The 22,945-nt window shown below is 63.0% G+C and carries 17 protein-coding genes; 9 read left to right on the top strand and 8 right to left on the bottom strand.

Annotated elements, in window-relative coordinates; all coding sequences use genetic code 11:
* Positions 1-106: 106 nt before the first annotated feature.
* The 3 genes from AC07VH_RS02945 to AC07VH_RS02935 are packed head-to-tail and all read right to left on the bottom strand — an operon-like array spanning position 107 to position 1,991.
* The gene (locus tag AC07VH_RS02945) at positions 107-490 is read right to left on the bottom strand and encodes a hypothetical protein (protein WP_494786723.1); all 384 of its coding nucleotides are present in this window, start codon (positions 488-490) and stop codon (positions 107-109) included.
* A gap of 52 nt (positions 491-542) precedes the next feature.
* Complete coding sequence (locus AC07VH_RS02940) at positions 543-1,064, bottom strand: demethoxyubiquinone hydroxylase family protein (RefSeq protein ID WP_494786722.1); 522 nt, start codon at positions 1,062-1,064, stop codon at positions 543-545.
* A 12-nt stretch (positions 1,065-1,076) separates the two neighbouring features.
* A complete protein-coding gene (locus tag AC07VH_RS02935) occupies positions 1,077-1,991 on the bottom strand; it encodes an alpha/beta hydrolase (RefSeq protein ID WP_494786721.1) in 915 nt (304 codons plus the stop codon).
* Positions 1,992-2,091: 100 nt separating this feature from the next.
* Between AC07VH_RS02935 and AC07VH_RS02930 the strand changes: the two genes are divergently transcribed.
* Positions 2,092-5,331 (top strand): PAS domain-containing protein, encoded by a 3,240-nt coding sequence (locus AC07VH_RS02930; RefSeq protein ID WP_494786720.1) that lies wholly within the window; start codon positions 2,092-2,094, stop codon positions 5,329-5,331.
* Here AC07VH_RS02930 and AC07VH_RS02925 read toward each other — a convergent pair.
* The 4 genes from AC07VH_RS02925 to AC07VH_RS02910 are packed head-to-tail and all read right to left on the bottom strand — an operon-like array spanning position 5,325 to position 13,790.
* On the bottom strand, positions 5,325-8,210 hold the full coding sequence (locus tag AC07VH_RS02925) for a hybrid sensor histidine kinase/response regulator (protein WP_494786719.1): 2,886 nt from the start codon (positions 8,208-8,210) through the stop codon (positions 5,325-5,327). The genes AC07VH_RS02930 and AC07VH_RS02925 overlap by 7 nt on opposite strands.
* Before the next feature lie 7 nt (positions 8,211-8,217).
* The gene (locus AC07VH_RS02920) at positions 8,218-9,408 is read right to left on the bottom strand and encodes a hybrid sensor histidine kinase/response regulator (protein WP_475413836.1); all 1,191 of its coding nucleotides are present in this window, start codon (positions 9,406-9,408) and stop codon (positions 8,218-8,220) included.
* On the bottom strand, positions 9,398-10,279 hold the full coding sequence (locus AC07VH_RS02915; RefSeq protein WP_494786718.1) for a CheR family methyltransferase: 882 nt from the start codon (positions 10,277-10,279) through the stop codon (positions 9,398-9,400). Before AC07VH_RS02915 ends, AC07VH_RS02920 begins: the two co-directional genes overlap by 11 nt.
* Positions 10,280-10,307: 28 nt before the next feature.
* The gene (locus AC07VH_RS02910) at positions 10,308-13,790 is read right to left on the bottom strand and encodes a response regulator (protein WP_494787108.1); all 3,483 of its coding nucleotides are present in this window, start codon (positions 13,788-13,790) and stop codon (positions 10,308-10,310) included.
* A 282-nt stretch (positions 13,791-14,072) separates the two neighbouring features.
* Here AC07VH_RS02910 and AC07VH_RS02905 point away from each other — a divergent pair, with 282 nt between their 5' ends.
* Positions 14,073-14,525: an Hsp20/alpha crystallin family protein gene (locus AC07VH_RS02905; protein ID WP_494786717.1), complete on the top strand. Its 453-nt coding sequence runs from the start codon at positions 14,073-14,075 to the stop codon at positions 14,523-14,525.
* A gap of 82 nt (positions 14,526-14,607) precedes the next feature.
* Here the strand turns inward: AC07VH_RS02905 and AC07VH_RS02900 are convergent, their stop codons facing one another.
* Complete coding sequence (locus AC07VH_RS02900; RefSeq protein ID WP_494786716.1) at positions 14,608-15,954, bottom strand: MFS transporter; 1,347 nt, start codon at positions 15,952-15,954, stop codon at positions 14,608-14,610.
* Positions 15,955-16,171: 217 nt separating this feature from the next.
* On the opposite strand from AC07VH_RS02900, the gene cyoA reads away from it, so the two are divergent.
* The 7 genes from cyoA to AC07VH_RS02865 all read left to right on the top strand — a co-directional run bounded on the left by cyoA (position 16,172) and on the right by AC07VH_RS02865 (position 22,940).
* Positions 16,172-17,155, top strand: a complete 984-nt coding sequence (gene cyoA, locus AC07VH_RS02895; protein ID WP_230537640.1) for a ubiquinol oxidase subunit II — start codon at positions 16,172-16,174, stop codon at positions 17,153-17,155.
* 84 nt (positions 17,156-17,239) lie between these two features.
* A complete protein-coding gene (gene cyoB, locus AC07VH_RS02890) occupies positions 17,240-19,243 on the top strand; it encodes a cytochrome o ubiquinol oxidase subunit I (RefSeq protein WP_489627249.1) in 2,004 nt (667 codons plus the stop codon).
* Positions 19,236-19,874, top strand: coding sequence for a cytochrome o ubiquinol oxidase subunit III (gene cyoC / locus AC07VH_RS02885; protein WP_475413830.1), 639 nt, complete (start codon positions 19,236-19,238; stop codon positions 19,872-19,874). Before cyoB ends, cyoC begins: the two co-directional genes overlap by 8 nt.
* Complete coding sequence (gene cyoD, locus AC07VH_RS02880; protein WP_034788483.1) at positions 19,871-20,257, top strand: cytochrome o ubiquinol oxidase subunit IV; 387 nt, start codon at positions 19,871-19,873, stop codon at positions 20,255-20,257. Before cyoC ends, cyoD begins: the two co-directional genes overlap by 4 nt.
* A complete protein-coding gene (locus tag AC07VH_RS02875) occupies positions 20,254-21,081 on the top strand; it encodes an SURF1 family protein (RefSeq protein ID WP_494786715.1) in 828 nt (275 codons plus the stop codon). Before cyoD ends, AC07VH_RS02875 begins: the two co-directional genes overlap by 4 nt.
* The gene (locus tag AC07VH_RS02870) at positions 21,065-22,414 is read left to right on the top strand and encodes an ATP-binding protein (protein ID WP_494786714.1); all 1,350 of its coding nucleotides are present in this window, start codon (positions 21,065-21,067) and stop codon (positions 22,412-22,414) included. Before AC07VH_RS02875 ends, AC07VH_RS02870 begins: the two co-directional genes overlap by 17 nt.
* Positions 22,404-22,940 (top strand): response regulator transcription factor, encoded by a 537-nt coding sequence (locus AC07VH_RS02865; protein WP_034788474.1) that lies wholly within the window; start codon positions 22,404-22,406, stop codon positions 22,938-22,940. Before AC07VH_RS02870 ends, AC07VH_RS02865 begins: the two co-directional genes overlap by 11 nt.
* Positions 22,941-22,945: the final 5 nt, after the last annotated feature.

Here is a 22,945-nt window from a genome sequence, read left to right as displayed (position 1 = left end):
CCTTTTACGCCTCATCATGATTATTCATCGTCCGCTTCTGGCCGAAGGCTGCCGTTAGCAAGCTACGCTCCGGCGCAGACTTTAGCAGAAAATGTCATGGTCACGGCTAGCTGTCAAGATCCGCCGTTGACGGGTCAAAGTTATCCCCCTCAATTTCCAGGATAAACTCATATGGTGATGAGGGCGCGAATTCGGAACGAAGAAAAACACAATCGCCCACGAGTGCTTTATCCAGGCGAGCTTCCATCAGTTGCGCTAACTGATGGATTTCACTGATTCCAAGATATTTGTACGGTCCGAAGTGTTCGTGTTCCGAAACAATCCTATTACGTGGGTTGGCGGCATATGCGCGTATCGCCTCGGCGAATTGTTGAAGTCCAGCTTTGTGGCCTCGCAATCGCCATTCTTTGAGATCGTCATCTCTCTCATAGAAAAAACCAAGCTCAAGCCATTCGCGCTGGGTCATTGCATTGATTTTTGTGCTTGGCATATCATTCCCATGAGACGGCTCCTGGCCGCTTTCCGCCTGGGGCAATGTATGACTAAAGGCGCATCCCCAGCCAGATCACCGATTCCGTGGCGCCGGATACCACAGCGCTCAGCATGCGTCCGAACATCCCGCTGCCTTGCGCATGGATTAATGCCTGGTCGTGATGTTCCTGCTCGTCCCTGAGGACTGCTTTAATGGCGCCAGCCGCATCATCGTCGTCGCTCAACATAGTGAGTTGGTGCCGCAGGTGCTGCAGGACCACCCGTTCGACGGCCACGGTGGTCAGCGAGATCGCGCGCGCACCGCACAGCCCCGTGGCGATGCCCAGCGCATAGCCACCCGCCGCACACAGGGAATAGCTGCGGCAGCGCGGCAAGCCACGGCGTTCGAGAACGTCATGAAATATCGTCCTGTGCTCCTGCTCATGCGCCCTGAAGGCCCGCAGTTCCGGCACGAGAAGGCTTGCGGTCAAACGGGCCACGAAGATCTGGCCGGTATAAATGCTGATGGCACCTTGCTCTCCCGCATGGTTTACCTTCATCGCCCGGTTCGAAAACTGCGTATTCGCATGCATTGATCAATTGCCTTATTGGTTCTGATCGCCCGCCATCCCCAGCATCTCCCGCACCACCGGCAAAATCATCTTCCACGCATTCGACGTCGCCGCAATCTCGTCGTAATGGCTGGCCCCGGGCAAGATCAGCACCGCCGCGTGGTCGCCGGCCAGCCGGGCCTTGGCCGCGTAGTCGTGCGCGACTCTGGGCGGGGAGATGGTGTCGAGTTCTCCGGTCGCCAGCACTGTGCGGCTGCCGTTGGGGATCAGGTCGGCGGCGTTGGTGTCGCTGTAGATGTCGGGGCGCTCGGTGCTGGCGCTGCCTGCCAGTTGCGCGATGTCGCGCTCGCAGCTGCTCTTGATCAATTCCTTTTCGTGGCGCAGGTCGGCCAGGCCGCCCAGGCTCAGGATATTTTTTACTGGCAAGTAGGTGTCGCGGTACAGGGGGCTGGTCTTTGGCAGTTTTTCGCGGCCGGCGATCCATTGCACCAGCTGGCCGCCGGCCGAGTGGCCCATGGCGAGGATGCGGCGCGTGTCGATCTGGTATTCGGGCGCGTGCTGCTGCAGGCTGTCCAGGGCCGCGTGCATGTCTTCGTAGGTGCCTGGGTAGCCGCCGCCCGGCTCGTCGACGCGGCGGTACTCGACATTCCACACGGCGATGCCTTGCGCCACGAGGGCGCCGGCCACGTTGCGCATCTGTTTGATGCCGCCGAAGGCCACCGTCCAGCAACCGCCATGGACGAGCACGACGACGGGGAACGGGCCGCTGCCTTCGGGCCGGAACAGCTGCGCGTATTGCGATGGCGCCGGGCCATACGCGATCTGCGCAGTGGGCGCGGGGCCGTTCAGGGCCAGGTAGTCGTCCAGGCTCATGGGGGCGGCGACGGCGCCGTGGACGGAGGCGAGCAGGGCGGTGGCGATCAGGGAGGACGGCAAGGAGGTAGGCATGCTGGGATTCGCTTGAGAAGAGAGCAACACTTTAGCATAGGGCCGCGTGGCCGCGGAGATCAAGCAACGCGCTGTTTTCCTCCTGCAAGAGCGTTGCCCCATGGTATATTTCGGCATCAGTTTTCCCCTTATCGACACGGTGCACGCAAACAACATTCTTTCCTTGCTGGACGCCGAGCATAGTGCGCTGGGCAGCATCGCGGCAGGCGCCGACCTGGCCCATGCTCTGGAACACTTGTTGCTGGCGCTGCAAGACCTGGCCGAGGGCGGCGCGCATGCCTGCCTCGTGCTCATCGACGAGGCCGACCGCTTTTGCGGCTTGTCCGCGCCCAGCCTGCCGCAAGACCTGTGCCTGGCCTTGCGCCACGGCGGCGACCAGCCGTCCCCGTTCGGCACGGCGGCCTTTTCCGGCGCGCCCGTGTATTGCGGCGACATCACGCGCGACGTGCACTGGAGCGCGGGACGCAAGGAAGCCATGCTGCACGGCTACCGCGCCTGCTGGGTCGCGCCCGTGTTTGGCGCCAAGGGGCATATCCTGGGCGTGCTGGGCCTGTTTTTCCAGGCGCCATGCCATCCCACGCAACCCGAAATCGAACTGCTGGCGCTGGCCGCGCGCGTGGCCGCGCATGTCATCGAACGGGGCCAGCTGGAACAGGCGCTGCACGACAGCCGCGAACACTTTCATTACGCGATAGAACTCAACACGCAAGTGCTGTGGACGGCCGACGTCGACGGCAAGCTCGACTATGTGGCGCAGCGCTGGCGCGAATGGACGGGCTGCAGCGGCCTCGGTACCAGCTGGCTCGATGCCGTCCACCCCGAGGACGTGCGCCATTCCCTGGCGGCGTGGAGCGAAGCGGTGGGCAGCTGCCAGCCTTTTGACGCGGAAATGCGCGTGCGCCGGCAGGACGGTCTGTACCGCTGGGTGCATTCGCGCGCGTACTGCCGGCTCGACGAGCAGGGCAATCCCGTGAAATGGTACGGCTCGTGCGAGGATATCGACGAGCACTGGCAGGCGCGCAATGCCTTGCTCGACAGCGAGGCGCAGTTCCGTTCGCTCGCCTCGACCATGCCCAACCAGGCCTGGCTGGCGCATGGCAGCGGCGCCACCTACTGGGTCAACGAACAGGTGTGCGAATACACGGGGCAATCGATGAAGTCGCTCGTATCGAACGGCTTTCGCCACTGCGTGCATCCGGACGACGTGCAGGCCACGCAGCTCAGCTGGGAACGGGCCGTCGCCACGGCCAGCGCCTACGAACACGAGTTCCGCTTGCGCCGCGCCAGCGACGGCGCTTACCGCTGGTTCCTGGCGCGCGCCTTGCCCCTGTTCGACGAGGCGGGGAAGGTGCTGCGCTGGGTGGGCACGAATACGGACGTGCAGGAACAAAAGAACGTGCTGGAAAAGATGGCCTACCTGAATTCCTCGCTGGAACTGGAAATGGCCAACCGCACGGCCGACCGCGACCGCATGTGGCGGCTGTCGACCGACATCATGCTGGTGGCGGACCTGGCCGGCATGATCATCGCCGTCAATCCCGCCTGGAGCAAGATTCTCGAGCGGCCGGAAATCGAATCGCTGGGCATGGATTTCATCAGCCTCGTGCATCCCGACGACCGCATGGCGGCCCTGCAGGACTTGTCGCGCCTGGCCCACGGCGCGCCCACCTTGCGCATGGAAAACCGCTACCGCCGGCGCGATGGCGGCTATCGCTGGATTTCCTGGACGGCCGTGCCGGCGCAAAAGCTGATCCACGCCATCGGCCGCGACGTCACCGATGAGAAAGAGGCGCGTCTGGCGCTGGTGCGCAGCGAGCAAGCCTTGTTGCAGGCGCAAAAGCTGGAATCGATCGGCAAGCTGACGGGCGGCGTGGCCCACGATTTCAACAACGTGCTGCAAATCATTTCCGGCAATCTGCAGTTGCTGAAGCTGACGGTGGCCGACAATCCGCAGGCGGCCAGGCGCCTCGATTCGGCCGCCTCGGCCGTCGAGCGGGGCGCCAAGCTGTCGTCGCAACTGCTGGCCTTTGCGCGGCGTCAACCGTTGAAGCCGCTGGTGACGGACCTGGGACGCTTGCTGCGCCGCATGCACGAGCTGATCCGCCGCGCCCTGGGCGAGGCGATTGCCGAGGAAACCTTCATCAGCGAAGGTTTGTGGCATACCCTGGTCGACCCGAACCAGATGGAAAATGTGCTGCTGAACATGGCCATCAACGCGCGCGACGCGATGGACAAGGGCGGCCGCCTCACTTTCACCTTGAGCAATGTTACGCTCGACGCCGCCTATGCCAGTCTGCATGCCGATGTACTGGAGGGGCAATATGTGCTTCTGACCATCACGGACACGGGCCACGGCATGGAGCGCGACGTGATCGACCAGATATTCGAACCCTTCTTCACGACGAAAAAGGAAGGCGAGGGCACGGGCCTGGGCCTGTCCATGGCGTACGGCTTCATCCGCCAGAGCGCGGGCCACATCAAGGTGCACAGCGCGCCCGGTGCGGGCACGACGTTTAAGATTTATCTGCCCCGTTCGCTGGAAAAGCTGGCCGAACCGCCGCCGGGCCTGACGGGCCCCGTGCTGGGCGGCGGCGAGACCATCCTCGTGGTGGAAGACGATGCGCCCGTGCAGCACACGGTGGTCGACATGTTGCGCGGCCTCGGCTACGACGTGCTGCATGCGGACGACGGCGCCTCGGCGCTGGCCCTGCTGGGCACGGGCGTGGCCATCGACCTGCTGTTTACGGACGTGGTCATGCCGGGTCCCGTCAGCAGCAAGGAGCTGGCGCAGCAAGCCAGGCTGCTGCTGCCCGAGCTGGCCGTGCTGTTTACCTCGGGCTATACGCATAACGCCATCATGCGGGGCGGGCGCCTGGACCCGGGCGTGGAACTGTTGAGTAAACCCTACCAGCGCGAAGACCTGGCGCGGCGCATCCGCCATTTGCTGGCCGACCGTCGCCTGGTGGGCGCGCCCGACCCGTCCGGGCGGCGCATCCTGCTGGTGGAAGACAATGACGATGCGCGCGAAATGACCACGGAAATGCTCAATATGCTGGGGCACACCGTGCACGGCGTGGCCAGCGCGGAGGCGGCCATGCCGCTCCTGGCCATGCCTGGCCTGGACGTGCTGGTGACGGACATCAGCCTGCCCACCATGTCCGGCCTGGAACTGGCGCGCCATGCGCGCGCGCACTGGCCGCGGCTGGACGTGGTGTTTGCTTCAGGACACGACTGGGGCGCCAGCCTGATGCAGGACGCCAGCGCGCGCTTCCTGCGCAAGCCGTTTGGCCTGGAGGAACTGGCCAACGCGCTGAAGGCGCGCCAGCTCGACGTCTACTGACCTGGCGGCAGCAAGGCCCGCTGCAATTGCTCCAGGGTAAATGGTTTCACCAGAAAACGCGCCTGCGGGTCCAGCACGCCGGAATTGGCGGGCGCATGACCGGTGGAAAACACCACTTCCAGCTGCGGCTGCTCGCGGGCGGCCAGTTCGGCCAGCTCGGCGCCCGACATCTGCGGCAGGCTGATATCGGTCAGCAGCAGTTCCAGTCCCGGCGTGGCCAGCAGCGGCAAGGCTTCCTCTGCCGTGCCCACGGCCAGTACCGTGTGGCCGAGCATGGCCAGCAGTTCGCTCGTCATGGCGCGCGCATCGGCATTGTCTTCCACCAGCAGGATATGCCTTCCCTCCGGCTGCGCCGGCGCGGGCTGCGGCGCCAGCTGCGCACGGTACTGGTGCAGGGCCGTCACGTGGCGGCCATTGGCCAGCAGGTGGCGGATGCGCCGCGCCAGGTCCTCGCGCCGGTAAGGCTTGCTCAACAGTTCCACGCCCGGTTCCAATCGGCCGCCCTGCATGATGGCGTCCTGCGTGTAGCCCGAGGTAAACAAGACGGCCAGCTGCGGCAGCAGCAGGCGGGCCTGGCGCGCCAGTTCCGTGCTCGCTACCTTGCCCGGCATCACCACGTCCGTAAACAGCAGGTCGATGGGCACGCCGCTGCCGACGATGGCCAGCGCGCTTTCGCCATCGCTGGCGCGCAGCACGACGTAGCCGAGGCCGCGCAGCATGTCCACCACCGTCGTCTGCACCTGCACGTCGTCTTCCACCACGAGGATGGTTTCCTTGCCGCCCAGCACGGGACCGCCCAGCTGCAGCGGCAGTTCCGTTTCCGCTTCCAGCGAGCGCGGCAGGTAGATGCGGAAGGTGCTGCCGTGGCCTGGCAAACTGTCGACCGTCAGGTGGCCGCCGCTCTGGCGCAGGAAGCCGTACGCCATGGACAGGCCCAGTCCCGTGCCTTCGCCCTCGCTTTTCGTCGTGAAGAACGGTTCGAAAATCTTGTCCAGCAGCTCGGCCGGAATGCCCGTGCCCGTATCCGAGACGGCCAGCTGCACGTAGTCGCCGGGCGCCACGTCCGCATGGCGCGCCGCGTAGTCGCTGCCCAGCACGCTGTTGCTCAGTTCGATGGTCAGCTGGCCCTGGCCGGCCATGGCGTCGCGCGCGTTGATGGCCAGGTTGAGGATGACGTTTTCCAGCTGGTGCGGGTCGACCAGCGCGCGCCAGCAGTCGTCGGCCAGCAGCAGGCGCGTCTCGATGGTTTCGCCCGTGGCGCGCCGCAGCAGCTCTTCCGTCGAACGCAGCAGCTGCGCCAGGTCCGTCACCAGCGGTTTCAATGGTTGACGCCGCGCAAAGGCCAGCAACTGGGCCGACAGCTTGGCGCCCCGTTCCACGGCGGACGAGGCGCTGGCGATGCGCTTGGCGGCCAGCGGGTCGCCGTCCAGGGTCATCTGCAGCAATTGCAGATTGCCTGAGATAATTTGCAGGACGTTATTGAAATCATGGGCCACGCCGCCCGTCAGCTTGCCCAGCGCTTCGAGCTTTTGCGACTGCAGCAGGGCCATCTCGCTGTGGCGCAGGGATTCCTGCATGCGGCGCAAGGTGCTTTCCGCTTCCTTTTCCAGGGTGACGTGGCGCCCCGTGGCAAACACCAGGTCGCCTTCGGTGGCCGCCACCCACGACAGCCAGCGGTGGCCGCCATCGCGGTGCCGGTAGCGGTTTTCAAAGCTGGGCATGGCTTCCCGCGATACTTGCGCCAGCGCCTGGCGCGTGGCGGCCGCATCCTCGGGCAGCACGAAGTCGAACAGGCTGCGGCCCAGCATTTCCTCGGGCAGCCAGCCCAGGATGGCGCCGGCGGCCGGGTTGACGGCGGCAAAGCAGCCGTCGGCATCGATGGCCACCATCAGGTCTTGCGCGCTGCGCCACAGCCGCTCGCGCTCGCTGTTGCGCGCGGCCAGGTCCGCTTCCAGCTTCTTTTCCACGGTGATGTCGCGCGCGCTGCAATACACCTTCTCGCCTTCGGGCACGGCCACCCACGACAGCCAGTGCCAGCCGCCCAGCTTGTGGCGGTAACGGTTTTCGAAGCGTAGCGCCGGCTGGCCCTGGTTGGCCGCTTCCCAGGCCGCATACGTGCGCGTCAAGTCTTCGGGATGGATCAGTTCAAAAAATTTCGTCGTGCGGATTTCTTCCGCCGACCAGCCCAGGGTGGCTTGCCAGGCGGGGTTCGAGTGCTCGAAATAGCCGTCGAGGTTGAGCACGCCCAGCAAGTCGGGGCTGACGTTCCAGGTGCGGCCGAACTCGCGCGTGCGCTCGGCCACCTGCGTTTCCATGCTGGCACTGAGGGCGCGCAAACGCGATTCCGCCTGCGCCCGCAAGATGGTCGACCAGACCCGTTCCGACACTTGCACGGCCAGTTCGATCTCGTCCGCATGCCACAGGCGCGCCGCGCTGCTGTGCACGACGAACAGGGCCGCCAGGCGGCCTTCCTTGGCAATCGGAATGTTCAGGAAGGCACGGATGCCCAGGCGCGAGAACGTGGCCAGCGCGGCCGGCATGGCCGTGCGCGGGTCGCTCGCCACATCGCTGACGGCGAGCGCCTGGCCGGCGGCCAGTGCATCGGCCAGGCGGGCGGCATAATCGCCGAGGAAATACTCGCCGGTGGCGCCCGGCGCCAGGCCGTCGCTCCACGCATGCTGCAGGGTAGGGCATTGCAGGGTCTGGTCGATATCGAAACAGGCCACTTGCTGGGCGCCCAGGCGCTGTCCCAGCAGCTGCGCCGACAGGGACAGGATCTCGCCCGTGTCTTGCAGCAGCCGCAGCCGGCGTTCCAGTTGCAGCAAGAAGGCGACGCCGCTGGCGCCGGCCTGGCTGCGGGGGGCGGGTGTGCTGCTCATGCGGGCCTCAGCTGCCGGCCAGCGGCAGGGTGACGCTGAACAGGGCGCCATTGCCGGGCTGGCTTTGCAGGGTGATGGCGCCGCCATGCGCATCGACCAGTTGCTTGGTGATGAACAGGCCCAGGCCCAGGCCGCCCGTGCGGTCCTGGTGCATGACGCGCTCGAAGGCGTCGAAGATGCGTTCCTGGTCGCGCGCATTGATGCCGATGCCATGGTCGCGCACTTCGATGACGGCGCTGTTCTGCGTGTGCGCCAGGCTGATTTCCACGGGCTGGCCCTGGCCGTAGCGCACGGCATTGCTGATCAGGTTGACAACGATCTGCTCGACGCGGAAGGCATCCCAGTACCCCTGGATGGGTTCGAAGGCCAGCACTTCCAGCACGCTGCCCGTGGCGGCCGCATACGGACCCAGGTCGTCGGCCACGCGGCGCACCAGGCTGGTCAGGTCGACGGCTTCGCGGCGGATCGACAGCTTGCCGCTGGTAATGCGCGAGACGTCGAGCATGTCGTCGATCAGGCGCACCATGCTGCGGATCTGCCGCCCGTCGCGCGCCACCATCTTGCCCAGCTTTTCAGGCTCGAAGGCGGCCAGGTTGCCCCGCTCGAGGTTGACGGTGCGCATCTGCGTCTCGAGGAACAGCGTATTCAAGGGCGTGCGCAGCTCGTGCGCCACCATGGACATGAATTCGTCGCGCAGGCGCAGCGAGCGTTGCAGTTCCGCCTGGGTGGCGCGCAGTTCCTTCAATAACGCTTCCTGCTGCTGGCGGCTGTGTTCGAGCGCCTGCACTTGGCGCCGCGTCTCGCTGCGCTGCTGGTGCAGGGCGACGAACACGTTGACCTTGCTTTGCACGGCATTGATGTCGAGCGGCTTGTGCAGGAAATCGACGGCGCCGCTTTCATAGCCCTGGAAGGCGAAATTCATTTCCTTGCCGGCCGCCGTGACGAAGACGATGGGGATGTGACGCGTCTTTTCCGTGCCGCGCATCAATTGCGCCAGCTCGAAGCCATCCATTTCCGGCATTTGCACGTCGAGGATGGCCAGCGCGAAATCGTGTTCGAGCAGCAGGGCCAGCGCTTCTTCGCCCGACGATGCCTGGTAGACGCTGCGGTCGCTCTCGCGGATCAGCGCATTGAGCGCGCGCAAGTTTTCCGGCAAGTCGTCGACGATCAGCAGTTTGGTGCTTGTTTCATTCATCATGTTTCATTCCTGGCATGTGCCGTCCAGCGTAATGGGAAGCGGCGTGCGACGGCGCACGCTTGCGGTAGAGCTTTTCGGGACCCGGCAATGGCTCGAAGTCGGCGGCAAAGCGCGTGAAATGCGTGCTTTCCTTGCTGCCCAGGCCCAGGAAACCCCGGTGGCACAGCGAATCGTGGAACAGGCCCAGGGCCCGCTCCTGCAAGGTTTTATTGAAGTAAATCAACACATTACGGCAGCAAATCAATTGCGTTTCAATAAAAACGCTGTCCGTGGACAGGCTGTGGTCGGCAAAGTTGATCCTGTCGAGCAGACGCTGCTGGAAACGCGCCGTGGCGTGCTCGACCGTGTAGTAGTCGGCCAGCTGGCCCAGGCCGCCCGCTGCCAGGTAGTTGGCGCCATACTCCTCGAGCCGGTGCAGCGGATACACGCCGCGCGCGGCCGTGGCCAGCGCTTGCGGATTGATGTCGGTGGCGTAGATCGTACTGCGTTCGAGCAATCCTTCCTCGTGCAGCACGATGGCCAGCGACAGCGCTTCTTCGCCCGTGCAGCAACCGGCCACCCAGATGGTCGGCGACGGGTAGGTTTTCAGCACGGGCACCACGTGTTCGCGCAAGGCGAAGAAAAACGCCGGGTCGCGGAACATCTGCGTGACGGGCACGGTCAAAATCTGCAGCAGCCTGCCAAAGCTGGCCGCGTCATCCAGCACCAGTTGCTGCAAGGCGGGCAGGTCGGCGCAATGGAAGCGCTCCAGCGCCTGGTTCAGGCGCCGGCGCTGCGAGGGCAGGGAATAGTCGCGAAAGTCGTAGCTGTAGCGCTGATAGATGGCTTCCATCAGCGCGTGCAGTTGCGCATCCGTGTAGCGCGGGAACATCAGCAACCTTCCATCGCGTGGCGTGGCATCAGATGCGTTCCATCTTCGGCATCCACACGCGCAGCAGCGAATACAGGCGGTCCAGGTCAATCGGCTTGGCCAGGTAGTCGGACGCGCCCGCCTGCAGGCATTCTTCCTGGTCATTCTTCATGGCCTTGGCCGTAATCGCAATGATGGGCAGCTTGTTGTAGCGGCCATCGGCGCGGATCAGGCGCGTCGCTTCCAGGCCATCCATGCCCGGCATCATGACATCCATCAACACCAGGTCGATATCGTCCACGCTGTTGAGCTTGCTGATGGCTTCGAAGCCGTTGCGGCCGATTTCCACCACCACGCCTTTCTGTTCCAGCGCATTCGTCAGGGCAAAGATATTGCGCACGTCGTCGTCCACCAGCAAAATCTTGCGCCCTTCAAACACGCGTTCGCGGCTGCGCACCTGTTGCAGCATGCCCTGGCGCTCGCTCGACAGTTCGGACTCCACCTTGTGCAGGAACAAAGTCACTTCGTCGAGCAGGCGCTCGGGCGAACGGGCGCCCTTGATGATGATGGAACGCGAATACTTCATCAGGTCCGCTTCTTCCTCGCGGCTCAGGTTGCGGCCCGTGTAGACGATGACGGGCGGGAACGAGCACAGCTCTTCATGTTCCATGCGTTCGAGCAATTCGTTGCCCTGGATATCGGGCAGCTTCAAGTCGATGATCATGCAGTCGAAAATCTGTGTCTTCAGCAATTCCAGCGCCTGTTCGCCCAAGGCCACGGCCGTGATTTCCACGTCGTTGTCGCTGATCAGGTGCACCACGCTTTCGCGCTGGCGTTCGTCGTCCTCGACCAGCAGGATGCGCTTCATCTGCTGCGTGAATTTCGATTCGAGCTTGCGGAACACTTCCTTCAGCTGCTCGCGCGTGCGCGGCTTGGTGGCGTAGCCGATGGCGCCCAGCTGCATGGCTTCCTGAATCTGGTCGTTGCCGGAGACGATGTGCACGGGGATGTGGCGCGTCAGCGGATTTTCCTTCAATTGCTGCAAGACCAGCAAGCCCGGGCGGTCCGGCAAGCCCATGTCGAGCAGGATGGCGTCGGGCAGGAATTCTTCCGCCAGGCGCAAGCCTTCGTCGGCGCCGTGCGCCACCAGGCAGCGGTATTGCATTTCATGCGCGAGGTCGAACAGGATGCCGGCAAACGACGGCTCGTCCTCGATCACCAGCACGGAACGCTGGCCCGTCTTGGCAGGGGGCACGCTATCGCGGTCATCCTGGAAGGTGGGCAGCGGCACCGGCTTGGCGGCGGGTGCCGCCTTCGGCGCGGCGGCCACTGTCTTTGCGGGCGCTTGCGGCGCGGCGGGGGGCGTTGCCGCCGCGTCCACCGCGCGTTCCGGCATGACGGCCGGCAGCACCAGGGTAAACGTGCTGCCCTGGCCCGGCGTGCTGGCCAGCTCGATGCCGCCGCCCAGCAAGGCGGCCAGGTCGCGCGAGATCGACAGGCCCAGGCCCGTGCCGCCGTAGCGGCGGCTGGTGGTGCCGTCGGCCTGGTGGAAGGCATCGAAGATCTTGTGCTGCTGGTCATCGGCGATGCCGATGCCCGAATCCTGCACTTGGAAGCGCACCTGGCCGGCCGCATCGGCGCTCACGTGCAGGGACACCGTGCCCGCATCGGTAAACTTGATGGCGTTCGACAGCAGGTTTTTCAGGATCTGCTCCAGGCGCTGGCGGTCGCTGACGAAGGATGGCGGCGTATCCGGCGCCACCTTGACGTCAAACACCAGTTTCTTTTGCTGCGCCTGGGCGCCGAACAGCATCTTCATGCTGCTGAGCAGCTCGTCGAAAGGCACGGCGTCCGGCGTCAATTCCAGCTTGCCCGCCTCGACCTTGGAAATGTCGAGGATATCGTTGATAAGGGTCAACAGGTCGTTACCGGCCGAATAGATGGTTTGCGCAAACGTCACTTGCTCCGGCGTCAGATTGCCGCTGCTGTTGTCCGACAGCAGCTTCGACAGGATGAGCGAGCTGTTCAGCGGCGTGCGCAGCTCATGCGACATGTTCGCCAGGAATTCGGATTTGTAGCGGCTGGCCCGCTGCAGCTCTTCGGCGCGCGCTTCCAGCTGGGCGTGCGCCTGGCCGATGGCCATGTTCTTCTGGTCCAGCGACAGCGCCTGCACGGCCAGCTGCTCGTTCGACTGCTCCAGCGCCGCCTTTTGCTCTTCCAGGTGGGCTTGCGACTGTTCCAGCACGCGCGACTGCTCGCCCAGCTCTTCATTGGCCGTGCGCAGCTCTTCCTGCTGCACTTCCAGTTCTTCATTCAATTGCTGGGTTTCTTCCAGCACATTTTGCAGGCGCTGGCGGTACAGGGCCGCTTCCAGCGAGGTGCCGATATTGGCGCCAATCAGGTTCAGCCATTCCTTGGCGCGGGCGCTGACGGGATGCGTAAAACCCAGTTCGATGACGCCGTTGACGACGCCTTCATTGTTGACGGGCGCCAAAACCAGTTCCAGCGGCGCGCCGCTGCCCAGGCTCGACGTCACGGTCAGGTAATTCTCGGGCACTTGCTGCACATGCTTGAGGCGCTTTTCGCGCGCCGTCTCGCCCACCAGGCCTTCGCCCAGCTTGAACACCTGTTTTTCCTTCACGCCCTGTTCGTTGAAACCGTACACGGCCGTGCGGCGCAGGCTGCCATCCTCGTCGACGACGTACAGGGTGGCGACGGCCACTTCCAGCCGGTGGGCGAGGAAATCGAGCACGTGCCGTCCCAGCTGAGGCAGGCCCAGCTGGCCGCTCGTGTGGGCCGCCAGCTCCGTCTGTCCCGTGCGCAGCCATGCTTGCTCCTGCAGCACGTCGTTGTCCTTGCCGCGCTGCTCGAGGGCATCGTTATAGATATCGGACAGGCGCAGCAGCTCGCGCCGTCCCAGGTAGGCGAGCAAGCCGGACAATCCCAGGCTGAGGATCAGGAACACCACCACGGCCAGCATGGTGCGTCCTTCTGCCGAGTCGGCCCGCTCCTGGCGCAGGCGCTGCTCCATGGACAGGAAGGTGAGGAATTCGCGGCGGATTTCGTCGAATTCCAGCTTGCCTTCGCCTTGGCGCACGCGCGCGAGGAATTCCTGGTTGTTGCGGCGCTGGGCGATCACGGCTTCCGCGTACTCCATCCACTGGCCTTGCAGCGCGTGGATGCGGCGCAAGCGGTCCACCTGGATGGGGCTGTCGGAAACGAGCTCGAGCAGGGTGCTCATTTCCACGGCGATCTTTGCCTTGCCCGATTTATACGGCGCCAAAAACGTTTCATCGCCCGTCAGCAGATAGCCGCGCATGCCTGTTTCCAGGTCGACGGACAGCTTCATGACCTCGTTCGCATTGCCGATCACCCGTTCGGAATGCTCGACCGAGCGCAGGGCCGACAGCAGGTAGGCGATCAAGCCGACAAACACGAGGGCCGTGACGACCCCGATAAGCAGCGGCAAGGTGACGTTGCGGGCGAGGATGCGGCGAAAGCTGAAGGAGTCGATCGGGGTCTTGGTATTCATCATGTCCGTGTAAGGCTGTCGCGAAAAAGTCAATTTTAATTGAAATGCAAGATTTCTGGTGGTCAAGCATAGCGTGCGCTAGCATAACAGCCTTGCGCCAAATTGCCGACTCGCAAGGCGGTGCAAAGCGCGCCAGCGCACAGATCAAAGTAGAGGAAAAATCAAGCTGGCCGCGATTGAGACAGATCAAAGAGACAAGCGGTTCGCATCCTAAGATGCAGGAGGTGGCGGCGTCCCTGCGGATGACCGCCGTGTGCAAACCAGCCCTTGCAGGAGGACATCATGGCTAATCAATTGACCCGTCGCGATCCGCAAAACCCGCTGGCACGTTTCGACCCGTTCAGCGACATGGAAGATTTCATGCATGACTTTTTCGCGCCCGCCTTGCGCCTGCGCGATGCGGGTTCGTCACGCATGCGTGTCGACATTTCCGAAACCGAGCAAGCCTATCAGGTGCAGGCAGACATTCCAGGCGTCAACAAGGACGACATCAAGGTCTCCATCGACGGCAACCGCGTCTCCATCAGTGCCGAACTCAAGGATGAAAGGGTGACGCGCGACGACGGCGGCAAGACCGTGCGCAGCGAACGCGAGTACGGCCAGCAATACCGCAGCTTCGTGCTGCCGCACGAGGTGGACGAGGCCGGTGCGCAGGCGCGCTATGAAAATGGCGTGCTGCTGCTGGAATTGCCGAAGAAGGAAGGCACGGGCGGGCGGCAGCTGGCGATACAGTAAGCCTGGCCGGGGCATGAAAAAACGCCGGACGGTGCCGGCGTTTTTTCAGTGCAGTATGCGCTACACACACTATATATATATGTCAGTCGCGGATTTCCAGCGCCCGGTTCAGGCTCAGGGCGGCCAGCGAGGCGACGGCGCCCGACAGCAGGTAGAAGCTGACATAGGCGAGGCCGAAGTTGGCCGACAGGCCCAGCGCCACCAGCGGCGCGAAGCCGGCACCGACCAGCCAGGCCAGGTCGGACGTCAGGGCCGCGCCCGTATAGCGGAAGCGGGCAGGGAAGTTGGCCGTCACGGCGCCGGCAGCCTGGCCGTAGGACAGGCCCAGCAGGCTGAAGCCCACGAGGATGAACACGTCCTGGCCCGTATTGCCGCCGCCCATCAGGGTCGGCACGAAGGCGCTGAAGATGGCGATCAGTACGGCCAGCACGCCCAGGGTGGTGCGGCGGCCCACTTTATCGGCCAGCAAGCCGGAAATCACGACGCCGACGGCGGCCAGCACGGCGCCCATCATCTGGATTTGCAGGAAGTCCGGGGCCGAACGCGTCTGGTAGACGGAAATCCACGACAGCGGGAACACGGTGACCAGGTGGAACAGCGCATAGCTGGCCAGCGCGGCGAGTGCGCCGATCAGCACGTTGCGGCCCTGGCCGCGGCTCATTTCAAACACGCTCACGGGCTGCAGTTCGCGTTCGTCGAGCAGGCGCGCATATTCATTCGTCGACACCAGGCGCAGACGGGCAAACAGGGCGACCACGTTGATGGCGAAGGCCACATAGAAGGGATAGCGCCAGCCCCAGTCGAGGAAGTCTTCATCCGTCAGGCTGGTCAGCATGAACCAGAACAGGCCGGCGGCGATCAGGAAGCCGGTGGGCGCGCCCAGCTGGCCCAGCATGGCGTACCAGCCGCGCTTGTTTTCCGGCGCGTTCAGGGCCAGCAGCGACGGCAAGCCATCCCACGAGCCGCCCAGGGCCACGCCCTGGCCGATGCGCAGCACGGACAGCCAGATGATGGCGGCAAAGCCCAGGTGGGAGTACGTCGGCAGGAAAGCGATGCCGGCCGTCGACACGCCCAGGAGGAAGAGGGCGAACGTCAGCTTGGCGCTGCGTCCCATGCGGCGCTGGATCTCCATGAAGATCACGGTGCCGAACGGACGGGCGATGAAGGCGAACGAGAAGATCAGGAACGCATATAAGGTTCCTTCCAGGCGTTCCTCGAACGGGAAGAAGACGCGCGGAAACACCAGCACCGAGGCGATGGCGTAGACAAAGAAGTCAAAGTATTCGGAAGCGCGGCCGATGATCACGCCGACGGCGATCTCACCGGGGTCGATATGCGATTCGACCGTGCCGGCCCCGCGTGCGTCGCGCAGGGAATGGGGGGAAAAGTCGGCGGGTACATCGCCGCTGTGTGTGCGCGTGCTGGACATGATGATCGTCTCCAATATCGTTTCGAGTTCGGCCAACGCGTAACTTACCCCGGGTGTCTCACGCCCGGAGCAGGACTATTCATTAGATAGTTGTAGGAGAAGTCCTCGACTACCAAGTGAAAGTCCGAGCAAGGGGTAGGACAAAACGTCCAATTGCCAGTGCGCTCCAGTGAGAATACAGTACCATATCTTCATCCCCTGTACTGGACTTTCCTGTATGTTTTCATTAAAAGTTCGTCGCGGACTGCTTCTTTTACCTCTCGCATTGTTGGCTGGTTGCAATACGGTGGTACTGAATCCGTCTGGCGACATCGCAGTTCAGCAAGGCAATCTGATTGTCATCTCGACATTGCTGATGCTGTTGATTATCGTTCCGGTAATCGCCCTGACCCTGCTGTTCGCATGGCGCTATAGAAAAAACAACACCGCGGCCAAATACGAGCCGGACTGGGACCACTCGACTCGCCTCGAGCTGATTATCTGGGGCGCGCCCCTGCTGATCATCATCGTGCTGGGCCTGCTGACCTGGATCAGCACCCACACTCTCGATCCATACCGCCCATTGAGCCGTATCGACGCCAACCGTCCCATTCCCGCCAGCCACAAGCCGATGATCGTCGAAGTCGTGGCCCTGGACTGGAAATGGCTGTTCATCTACCCGGAGCAAGGCATCGCTTCCGTGAATGAACTGTACGCGCCCGTCGATCGTCCGATCCGCTTCAAGATCACCGCGTCGTCCGTCATGAACTCCTTCTTCATCCCCGCACTGGCAGGTCAGATCTACGCCATGCCGGGCATGGAAACGCAGTTGAATGCGGTCATCAACAAGCCGGGTGTCTATAAAGGCTTCTCCGCGAACTACAGCGGTGCCGGTTTCTCGGGCATGCGCTTCAAGTTCCACGGCGTCAACGATGCGGACTTCGACAAATGGGTGGAATCGGCACGTGCCGGTGGCGGTGCGCTGAACCGCGACGACTACCTGTCGCTGGCCCAGCCTAGCGAACGCGATCCGGTGCGCCGCTACAGCGCCGTGCCTAACGATCTGTACAAGGCAATCCTGAACCGCACCATCGTTTCCGACGCCCTGTGCGTGACGCCGGTCGAGCCATACAAATTGACGATGGCAAAAAGCCCGGTAGCGGCCGTAACGGCAGTAGTCGCTAGCGATGCAGTGGTTGAAAAGGGCGTTCAAGCCAAGTAACGACTGCATGAATCCCGCAGCGCATTGCGCTGCAGATACTGGCGCCGCTTGCCTGGCGCCTCCCTTTTTTCTCTGAGAGTAACAATGCTAGACCATATTGATCTGACGAAGCTTATATTCGGCCGTCTGACTTGGGATGCAATTCCATTTCACGAACCTATCCTGCTGGTGACCTTTGCCATGGTCGCCCTGGGCGGTATCGCACTCGTTGCGGCACTGACGTATTTCCGCGTCTGGGGTACCCTGTGGCGCGACTGGATCACCAGTATCGACCATAAAAAAATCGGTATCATGTACATGATCCTGGGCCTCGTCATGCTGCTGCGCGGCTTTGCCGACGCGCTGATGATGCGTACCCAGCAGGCGATCGCCTTTGGCGACAATGCCGGCTTCCTGCCACCGCATCACTACGACCAGATCTTCACCGCCCACGGCGTGATCATGATCTTCTTCGTCGCGATGCCTTTCGTGACGGGTCTGATGAACTACGTGGTGCCGCTGCAGATCGGCGCGCGCGACGTGGCTTTCCCTTTCCTTAACAACTTCAGCTTCTGGATGACCACCATGGGCGCCGTCCTGGTGATGGCTTCGCTGTTCGTCGGCGAATTCGCCCGCACGGGCTGGCTGGCCTATCCGCCGCTGTCGGGCATCGTCGGCAGTCCGGACGTGGGGGTAGACTATTACATCTGGTCCTTGCAGATTGCCGGGGTCGGGACGCTATTGTCCGGTGTCAACCTGATCGCCACCATCGTCAAGATGCGCGCGCCTGGCATGACCTGGATGAAAATGCCTGTCTTCACCTGGACCGCGCTGTGCACCAACATCCTGATCGTCGCCGCCTTCCCGGTGCTGACGGCTGTATTGGCCATGCTGTCGCTGGACCGCGTTGCCGGCTTTAACTTCTTCACGACGGAACTGGGCGGCAACGCCATGATGTACGTCAACCTGATCTGGATCTGGGGTCACCCGGAAGTCTACATCCTGATCCTGCCGCTGTTCGGCGTGTTCTCGGAAGTCGTCGCCACGTTCAGCAGCAAGCGTCTGTTCGGCTACGCCTCGATGGTGTACGCCACCTGCGTCATCATGATCCTGTCGTACCTGGTATGGCTGCATCACTTCTTCACCATGGGTTCGGGCGCCAGCGTCAACTCCTTCTTCGGCATCACGACGATGATCATTTCGATCCCGACGGGCGCGAAGATCTTCAACTGGCTGTTTACCATGTACCGCGGCCGTATCCGCTTCGAACTGCCGATGCTGTGGACGATCGGCTTCATGGTCACCTTCACCATCGGCGGCATGACCGGCGTGCTGCTGGCCGTACCACCAGCGGATTTCGTGCTGCACAACAGCCTGTTCCTGATCGCCCACTTCCATAACGTGATTATCGGCGGCGTGGTGTTCGGTGTATTTGCTGCAATTAACTACTGGTACCCGAAAGCCTTCGGCTACAAGCTCGACGCGTTCTGGGGCAAATGCTCGTTCTGGTTCTGGTTCGTCGGCTTCTACCTGGCCTTCATGCCGCTGTACGTGCTGGGCCTGATGGGCGTGACCCGCCGTGTCAACCACTTTGAAGATCCGTCGCTGCAAATCTGGACCATCATCGCCTGGTTCGGCGCCGTCTCGATCGCGCTGGGCATCGGTTCCCTGCTGATGCAGTTCTATGTCAGTTTCCGCAACCGTCACGCCCTGCGCGACGTCACCGGCGACCCATGGGGCGGCCGTACGCTGGAATGGTCGACGTCGTCGCCACCGCCAGACTATAATTTCGCCTTCACGCCACAAGTGCACGAACTCGATGCATGGACTGACATGAAGAAACACGGTTACCAGCGTCCGACGTCCGGTTTCACGAAGATCCACATGCCGAAGAACACCTGGGCTGGTTTCGTGATCGCCGCACTGTCCGCACTGGTCGGTTTTGGCCTGATCTGGCAAATGTGGCTCGTCGCCAGCATCGGCTTCGTGATCATGATGGTCACCATCATCGTCCATACCTTTAACTACAAGCGCGATTACTACATTCCTGCGGAAGAAGTGGTCCGTACCGAAGACGCTTATACTAAATTGCTGAGCAGCCATGTCTGATACCATCGCCCATAACACCGGCGCCGCTGGCGCCGCACCAAGCACGCGCAGCTACTTTGTGCGCGAGCACCACCCGGAAAACGGCAGCCTGCTGGGTTTCTGGCTCTACCTGATGAGCGATTGCCTGATCTTCGCCTGTCTGTTCGCCACCTATGCAGTGCTGGGCCGCAGCTATGCGGACGGCCCGACGGGCGCCGCGCTGTTCGACCTGCCGCTGGTGGCCGTCAACACGGCCATGCTGCTGCTGTCGTCGATCACCTACGGCTTCGCCATGCTGGCCATGCAGCGCAAGCAATTGCGCAGCACCCTGGTCTGGCTGGGCATCACGGGCCTGTTCGGCCTGGCCTTCCTGTCGCTGGAAATGTATGAATTCATGCATCTGATCCACGAAGGCGCCGGTCCGCAACGCAGCGCGTTCCTGTCGTCGTTCTTTGCCCTGGTCGGTACCCACGGCTTGCACGTGACGTTCGGCGTGATCTGGCTCGTGACCTTGATGTTCCAGTTGAACAAGCATGGCCTGACCCCGGAAAACGGCCGCCGCATGATGTGCCTGTCGCTGTTCTGGCACTTCCTGGACGTCATCTGGATCGGCGTCTTCACCTTTGTCTACCTGATGGGAGTGCTGCCATGAGCGACCACCACACACACGGCGATAGCCACCACCATGACAACCACGATCATGGCAGCCTGAAAAGCTACGCCATCGGTTTCATCCTGTCGGTGATCCTGACGGCCATTCCGTTCTGGCTGGTGATGACGAAAGCCATCACCAACTCGGGCACCATGGGCCTCGTCCTGCTGGCGTTCGCGGCCGTTCAAGTGGTGGTGCACATGGTGTACTTCCTGCACATGAACACCAAGTCCGAAGGCGGCTGGAACATGATGGCGCTGATCTTCACGATCATGATCGTGGGTATCGCCATGGCCGGTTCCCTGTGGGTCATGTACCACATGAACCACAACATGATGCCGGATCTGATGCCTGAGTACATGCATACGAAAACGGCTCCATGATGAGTAATACGCGCCCAAGCAACACCGGGCGCGCCCCTGGCGCCGCATCGCAAGATGCCGCGCCAGGCCCACGCGGCATGGCTGTGCGGTATGCGCTAGCCTTGCTGGCGGGGATCTTGTTTGCCGGTTTCTGTGCCCTGGGCACCTGGCAAGTCAAGCGCCTGTTCTGGAAGCTTGACCTGATCGAGCGCGTCGAACAACGCGTACATGCGCCCGCAACGGACGCGCCTGGACCCGCAGCCTGGGTCAGCATCACGCCACAAACGGATGAATACCGCCACGTGCGACTCTCCGGTACCTATCTCCCCATTTTGAATACCCTGGTGCAGGCAACGACGGCATTGGGCAGCGGCTATTGGTTAATCACACCCTTGCGCCTGACCGACGGCAGCACCGTACTCATCAACCGCGGCTTCGTGGCCAAGCGCGCCGGCATCGCCGCCGGCACGCCGCCCGGCATCGTCGAGGTCGACGGCTTGCTGCGCGTCAGCGAGACGGGCGGCGGTTTCCTGCGTGAAAACAGTCCCGCCACGCAGCACTGGTATTCGCGCGACGTGGCCGCCATCGCCGCCTCGCACATGCTCACCAACGTGGCGCCGTATTTCGTCGATGCGAAGGAAAAATCGGAAACGGCCGTTGACGCCCCCGTCGGCGGCCTGACCGTGATCTCCTTCCACAACAACCATCTCGTGTATGCGCTGACCTGGTTCGCCCTGGCCCTGATGGTGGCCGGCATCACGTGGTGGATCGTGCGCGAGGACAAGCGCCGCCGCGCGCGCCGTAGCGCCGCCACGCAAGAAAGCGACCATGCCGGGCAGGATTGAAATCCTGCCCAACCGCGAAGTACTGGAGCGCGGTACGGTGGCGGCCGAGATGGAGCATCCGGCCGGCCACCAGAACATGAAGCTGCTGATCCAGCTGCGCTGGCTGGCCGTGATCGGCCAGATCAGCACCATCTTCGGCGTGGGCGTGGGACTGGGCATCGCCTTGCCCGTGCCCTACATGCTCGAAGTGCTGTCCTGCCTGATCGCCTTCAATCTGGCCAGCCTCTTGCGCTGGCACGAGCGCCAGCCCGTTTCCAACACGGCGCTCTTTCTTGCCCTGCTGGTCGACGTCACCGTGCTGACGGCACAGCTCTACCTGAGCGGCGGCATCAGCAACCCGTTTGCCTTCCTGTACTTACTGCAAGTTATCCTCAGCGCCGTGCTGCTGGAAGTGTGGTCGACCTGGATCATGGTGGCCATTACCAGCCTGTGCCTGGCCGGCCTGGCCTTGCTGCCCGGCCCCTTGATCCTGCCGATCGACCCCGAGCGGGGGTTTTCCAGCCTGTACGTGCAGGGCCTGCTGATCTGTTTTATTTTGAACGCCGCCTTGCTGGTGGTGTTCATCACGCGCATCAACCGCAACCAGCGCGCCGGCGACGCCAAGGTGGCCGATTTGCGCCAGCGCGCGGCGGAAGAAGAGCACATCATCCGCATGGGCCTGCTGGCCTCGGGCGCCGCGCACGAGCTGGGCACGCCGCTGGCGACCCTGTCCGTCATCCTCGGCGACTGGCGCCGCATGCCGGAACTGAGCAAGAACAGCGAATTGCTGGAAGAAATCACGGAAATGCAAGCGCAATTGCAGCGCTGCAAGAGCATCGTCAGCGGCATTTTATTGTCTGCGGGCGAGGCGCGCGGGGAATCTTCCGTCAAGACGACGATCAATACCTTCCTCAACGACCTGGTCGACGAGTGGCGCACGAGCCGCCCGATCCAGGATTTCGAGTACGATAACCGCATCGAGCACGACGTGCCCGTCGTCTTCGATTCGACCCTGAAACAAACCATCTGCAACGTGCTCGACAATGCGCTGGAAGCGTCGCCCGAGTGGCTGCGCTTCGAAGCGACGCGCGAAGCGGACGCCCTGCACCTGGTCGTTACCGATGCGGGCCCCGGCTTCGAGCCGTCGATGCTGACGCACCTGGGCAAGCCATATCAAAGCAGTAAGGGCAAGCCCGGCGGCGGCCTCGGTCTGTTCCTGGTGGTCAATGTCGCGCGTACCCTGGGCGGCACGGTGACGGCGCGCAACCGGGTGCAGGGCGGGGCGGTGGTGCACCTGGCCTTGCCGCTGGCGGCCATCAAACTGGAAAGAGAAAGCGACCACCATGCAGGATGACCGTCTGTTACTGATCGTGGAAGACGATGCCGCGTTTGCCCGCACCCTGGGCCGCTCGTTCGAACGGCGTGGCTACCAGGTCATCCTGGCCACCAATTTCGACGAGGCCAGCGCCTTGCTGGAGCAGCATTGCCCCGACTACGCCGTCGTCGATTTGAAACTCAATGGCAACACCTCGGGCCTGGCCTGCGTGCAGATGCTGCACCAGCACGACCCGGAAATGCTGATCGTCGTGCTGACGGGCTACGCCAGCATCGGCACGGCCGTCGAAGCCATCAAGCTGGGCGCCTGCCAGTACCTGGCGAAACCGTCGAACACGGACGACATCGAAGCGGCCTTCGGCCACGTGGCCGGCAACGCCGACATCGAACTGACGAATCGCGCCACCAACATCAAGACCCTGGAGTGGGAGCGCATCCACGAAATGCTGGCCGAGACGGATTTCAATATCTCGGAAACGGCGAGAAGGCTGGGCATGCACCGGCGCACCCTGGCGCGCAAGCTGGAGAAGCAGCGGGTCAAGTAGACATT

The organism is Janthinobacterium sp. GW821-FHT03C10 (assembly GCF_059420865.1).
This window is presented reverse-complemented; position numbering and strand designations above follow the sequence as displayed.

What these genes read in the sequence shown, in the direction of transcription:
- AC07VH_RS02945 (WP_494786723.1), bottom strand. Translation starts at nt 490, where the DNA reads ATGCCAAGCACAAAAATCAATGCAATGACCCAGCGCGAATGGCTTGAG.
- AC07VH_RS02940 (WP_494786722.1), bottom strand. Translation starts at nt 1,064, where the DNA reads ATGCATGCGAATACGCAGTTTTCGAACCGGGCGATGAAGGTAAACCAT.
- AC07VH_RS02935 (WP_494786721.1), bottom strand. Translation starts at nt 1,991, where the DNA reads ATGCCTACCTCCTTGCCGTCCTCCCTGATCGCCACCGCCCTGCTCGCC.
- AC07VH_RS02930 (WP_494786720.1), top strand. Translation starts at nt 2,092, where the DNA reads ATGGTATATTTCGGCATCAGTTTTCCCCTTATCGACACGGTGCACGCA.
- AC07VH_RS02925 (WP_494786719.1), bottom strand. Translation starts at nt 8,210, where the DNA reads ATGAGCAGCACACCCGCCCCCCGCAGCCAGGCCGGCGCCAGCGGCGTC.
- AC07VH_RS02920 (WP_475413836.1), bottom strand. Translation starts at nt 9,408, where the DNA reads ATGATGAATGAAACAAGCACCAAACTGCTGATCGTCGACGACTTGCCG.
- AC07VH_RS02915 (WP_494786718.1), bottom strand. Translation starts at nt 10,279, where the DNA reads ATGTTCCCGCGCTACACGGATGCGCAACTGCACGCGCTGATGGAAGCC.
- AC07VH_RS02910 (WP_494787108.1), bottom strand. Translation starts at nt 13,790, where the DNA reads ATGAATACCAAGACCCCGATCGACTCCTTCAGCTTTCGCCGCATCCTC.
- AC07VH_RS02905 (WP_494786717.1), top strand. Translation starts at nt 14,073, where the DNA reads ATGGCTAATCAATTGACCCGTCGCGATCCGCAAAACCCGCTGGCACGT.
- AC07VH_RS02900 (WP_494786716.1), bottom strand. Translation starts at nt 15,954, where the DNA reads ATGTCCAGCACGCGCACACACAGCGGCGATGTACCCGCCGACTTTTCC.
- cyoA (WP_230537640.1), top strand. Translation starts at nt 16,172, where the DNA reads ATGTTTTCATTAAAAGTTCGTCGCGGACTGCTTCTTTTACCTCTCGCA.
- cyoB (WP_489627249.1), top strand. Translation starts at nt 17,240, where the DNA reads ATGCTAGACCATATTGATCTGACGAAGCTTATATTCGGCCGTCTGACT.
- cyoC (WP_475413830.1), top strand. Translation starts at nt 19,236, where the DNA reads ATGTCTGATACCATCGCCCATAACACCGGCGCCGCTGGCGCCGCACCA.
- cyoD (WP_034788483.1), top strand. Translation starts at nt 19,871, where the DNA reads ATGAGCGACCACCACACACACGGCGATAGCCACCACCATGACAACCAC.
- AC07VH_RS02875 (WP_494786715.1), top strand. Translation starts at nt 20,254, where the DNA reads ATGATGAGTAATACGCGCCCAAGCAACACCGGGCGCGCCCCTGGCGCC.
- AC07VH_RS02870 (WP_494786714.1), top strand. Translation starts at nt 21,065, where the DNA reads ATGCCGGGCAGGATTGAAATCCTGCCCAACCGCGAAGTACTGGAGCGC.
- AC07VH_RS02865 (WP_034788474.1), top strand. Translation starts at nt 22,404, where the DNA reads ATGCAGGATGACCGTCTGTTACTGATCGTGGAAGACGATGCCGCGTTT.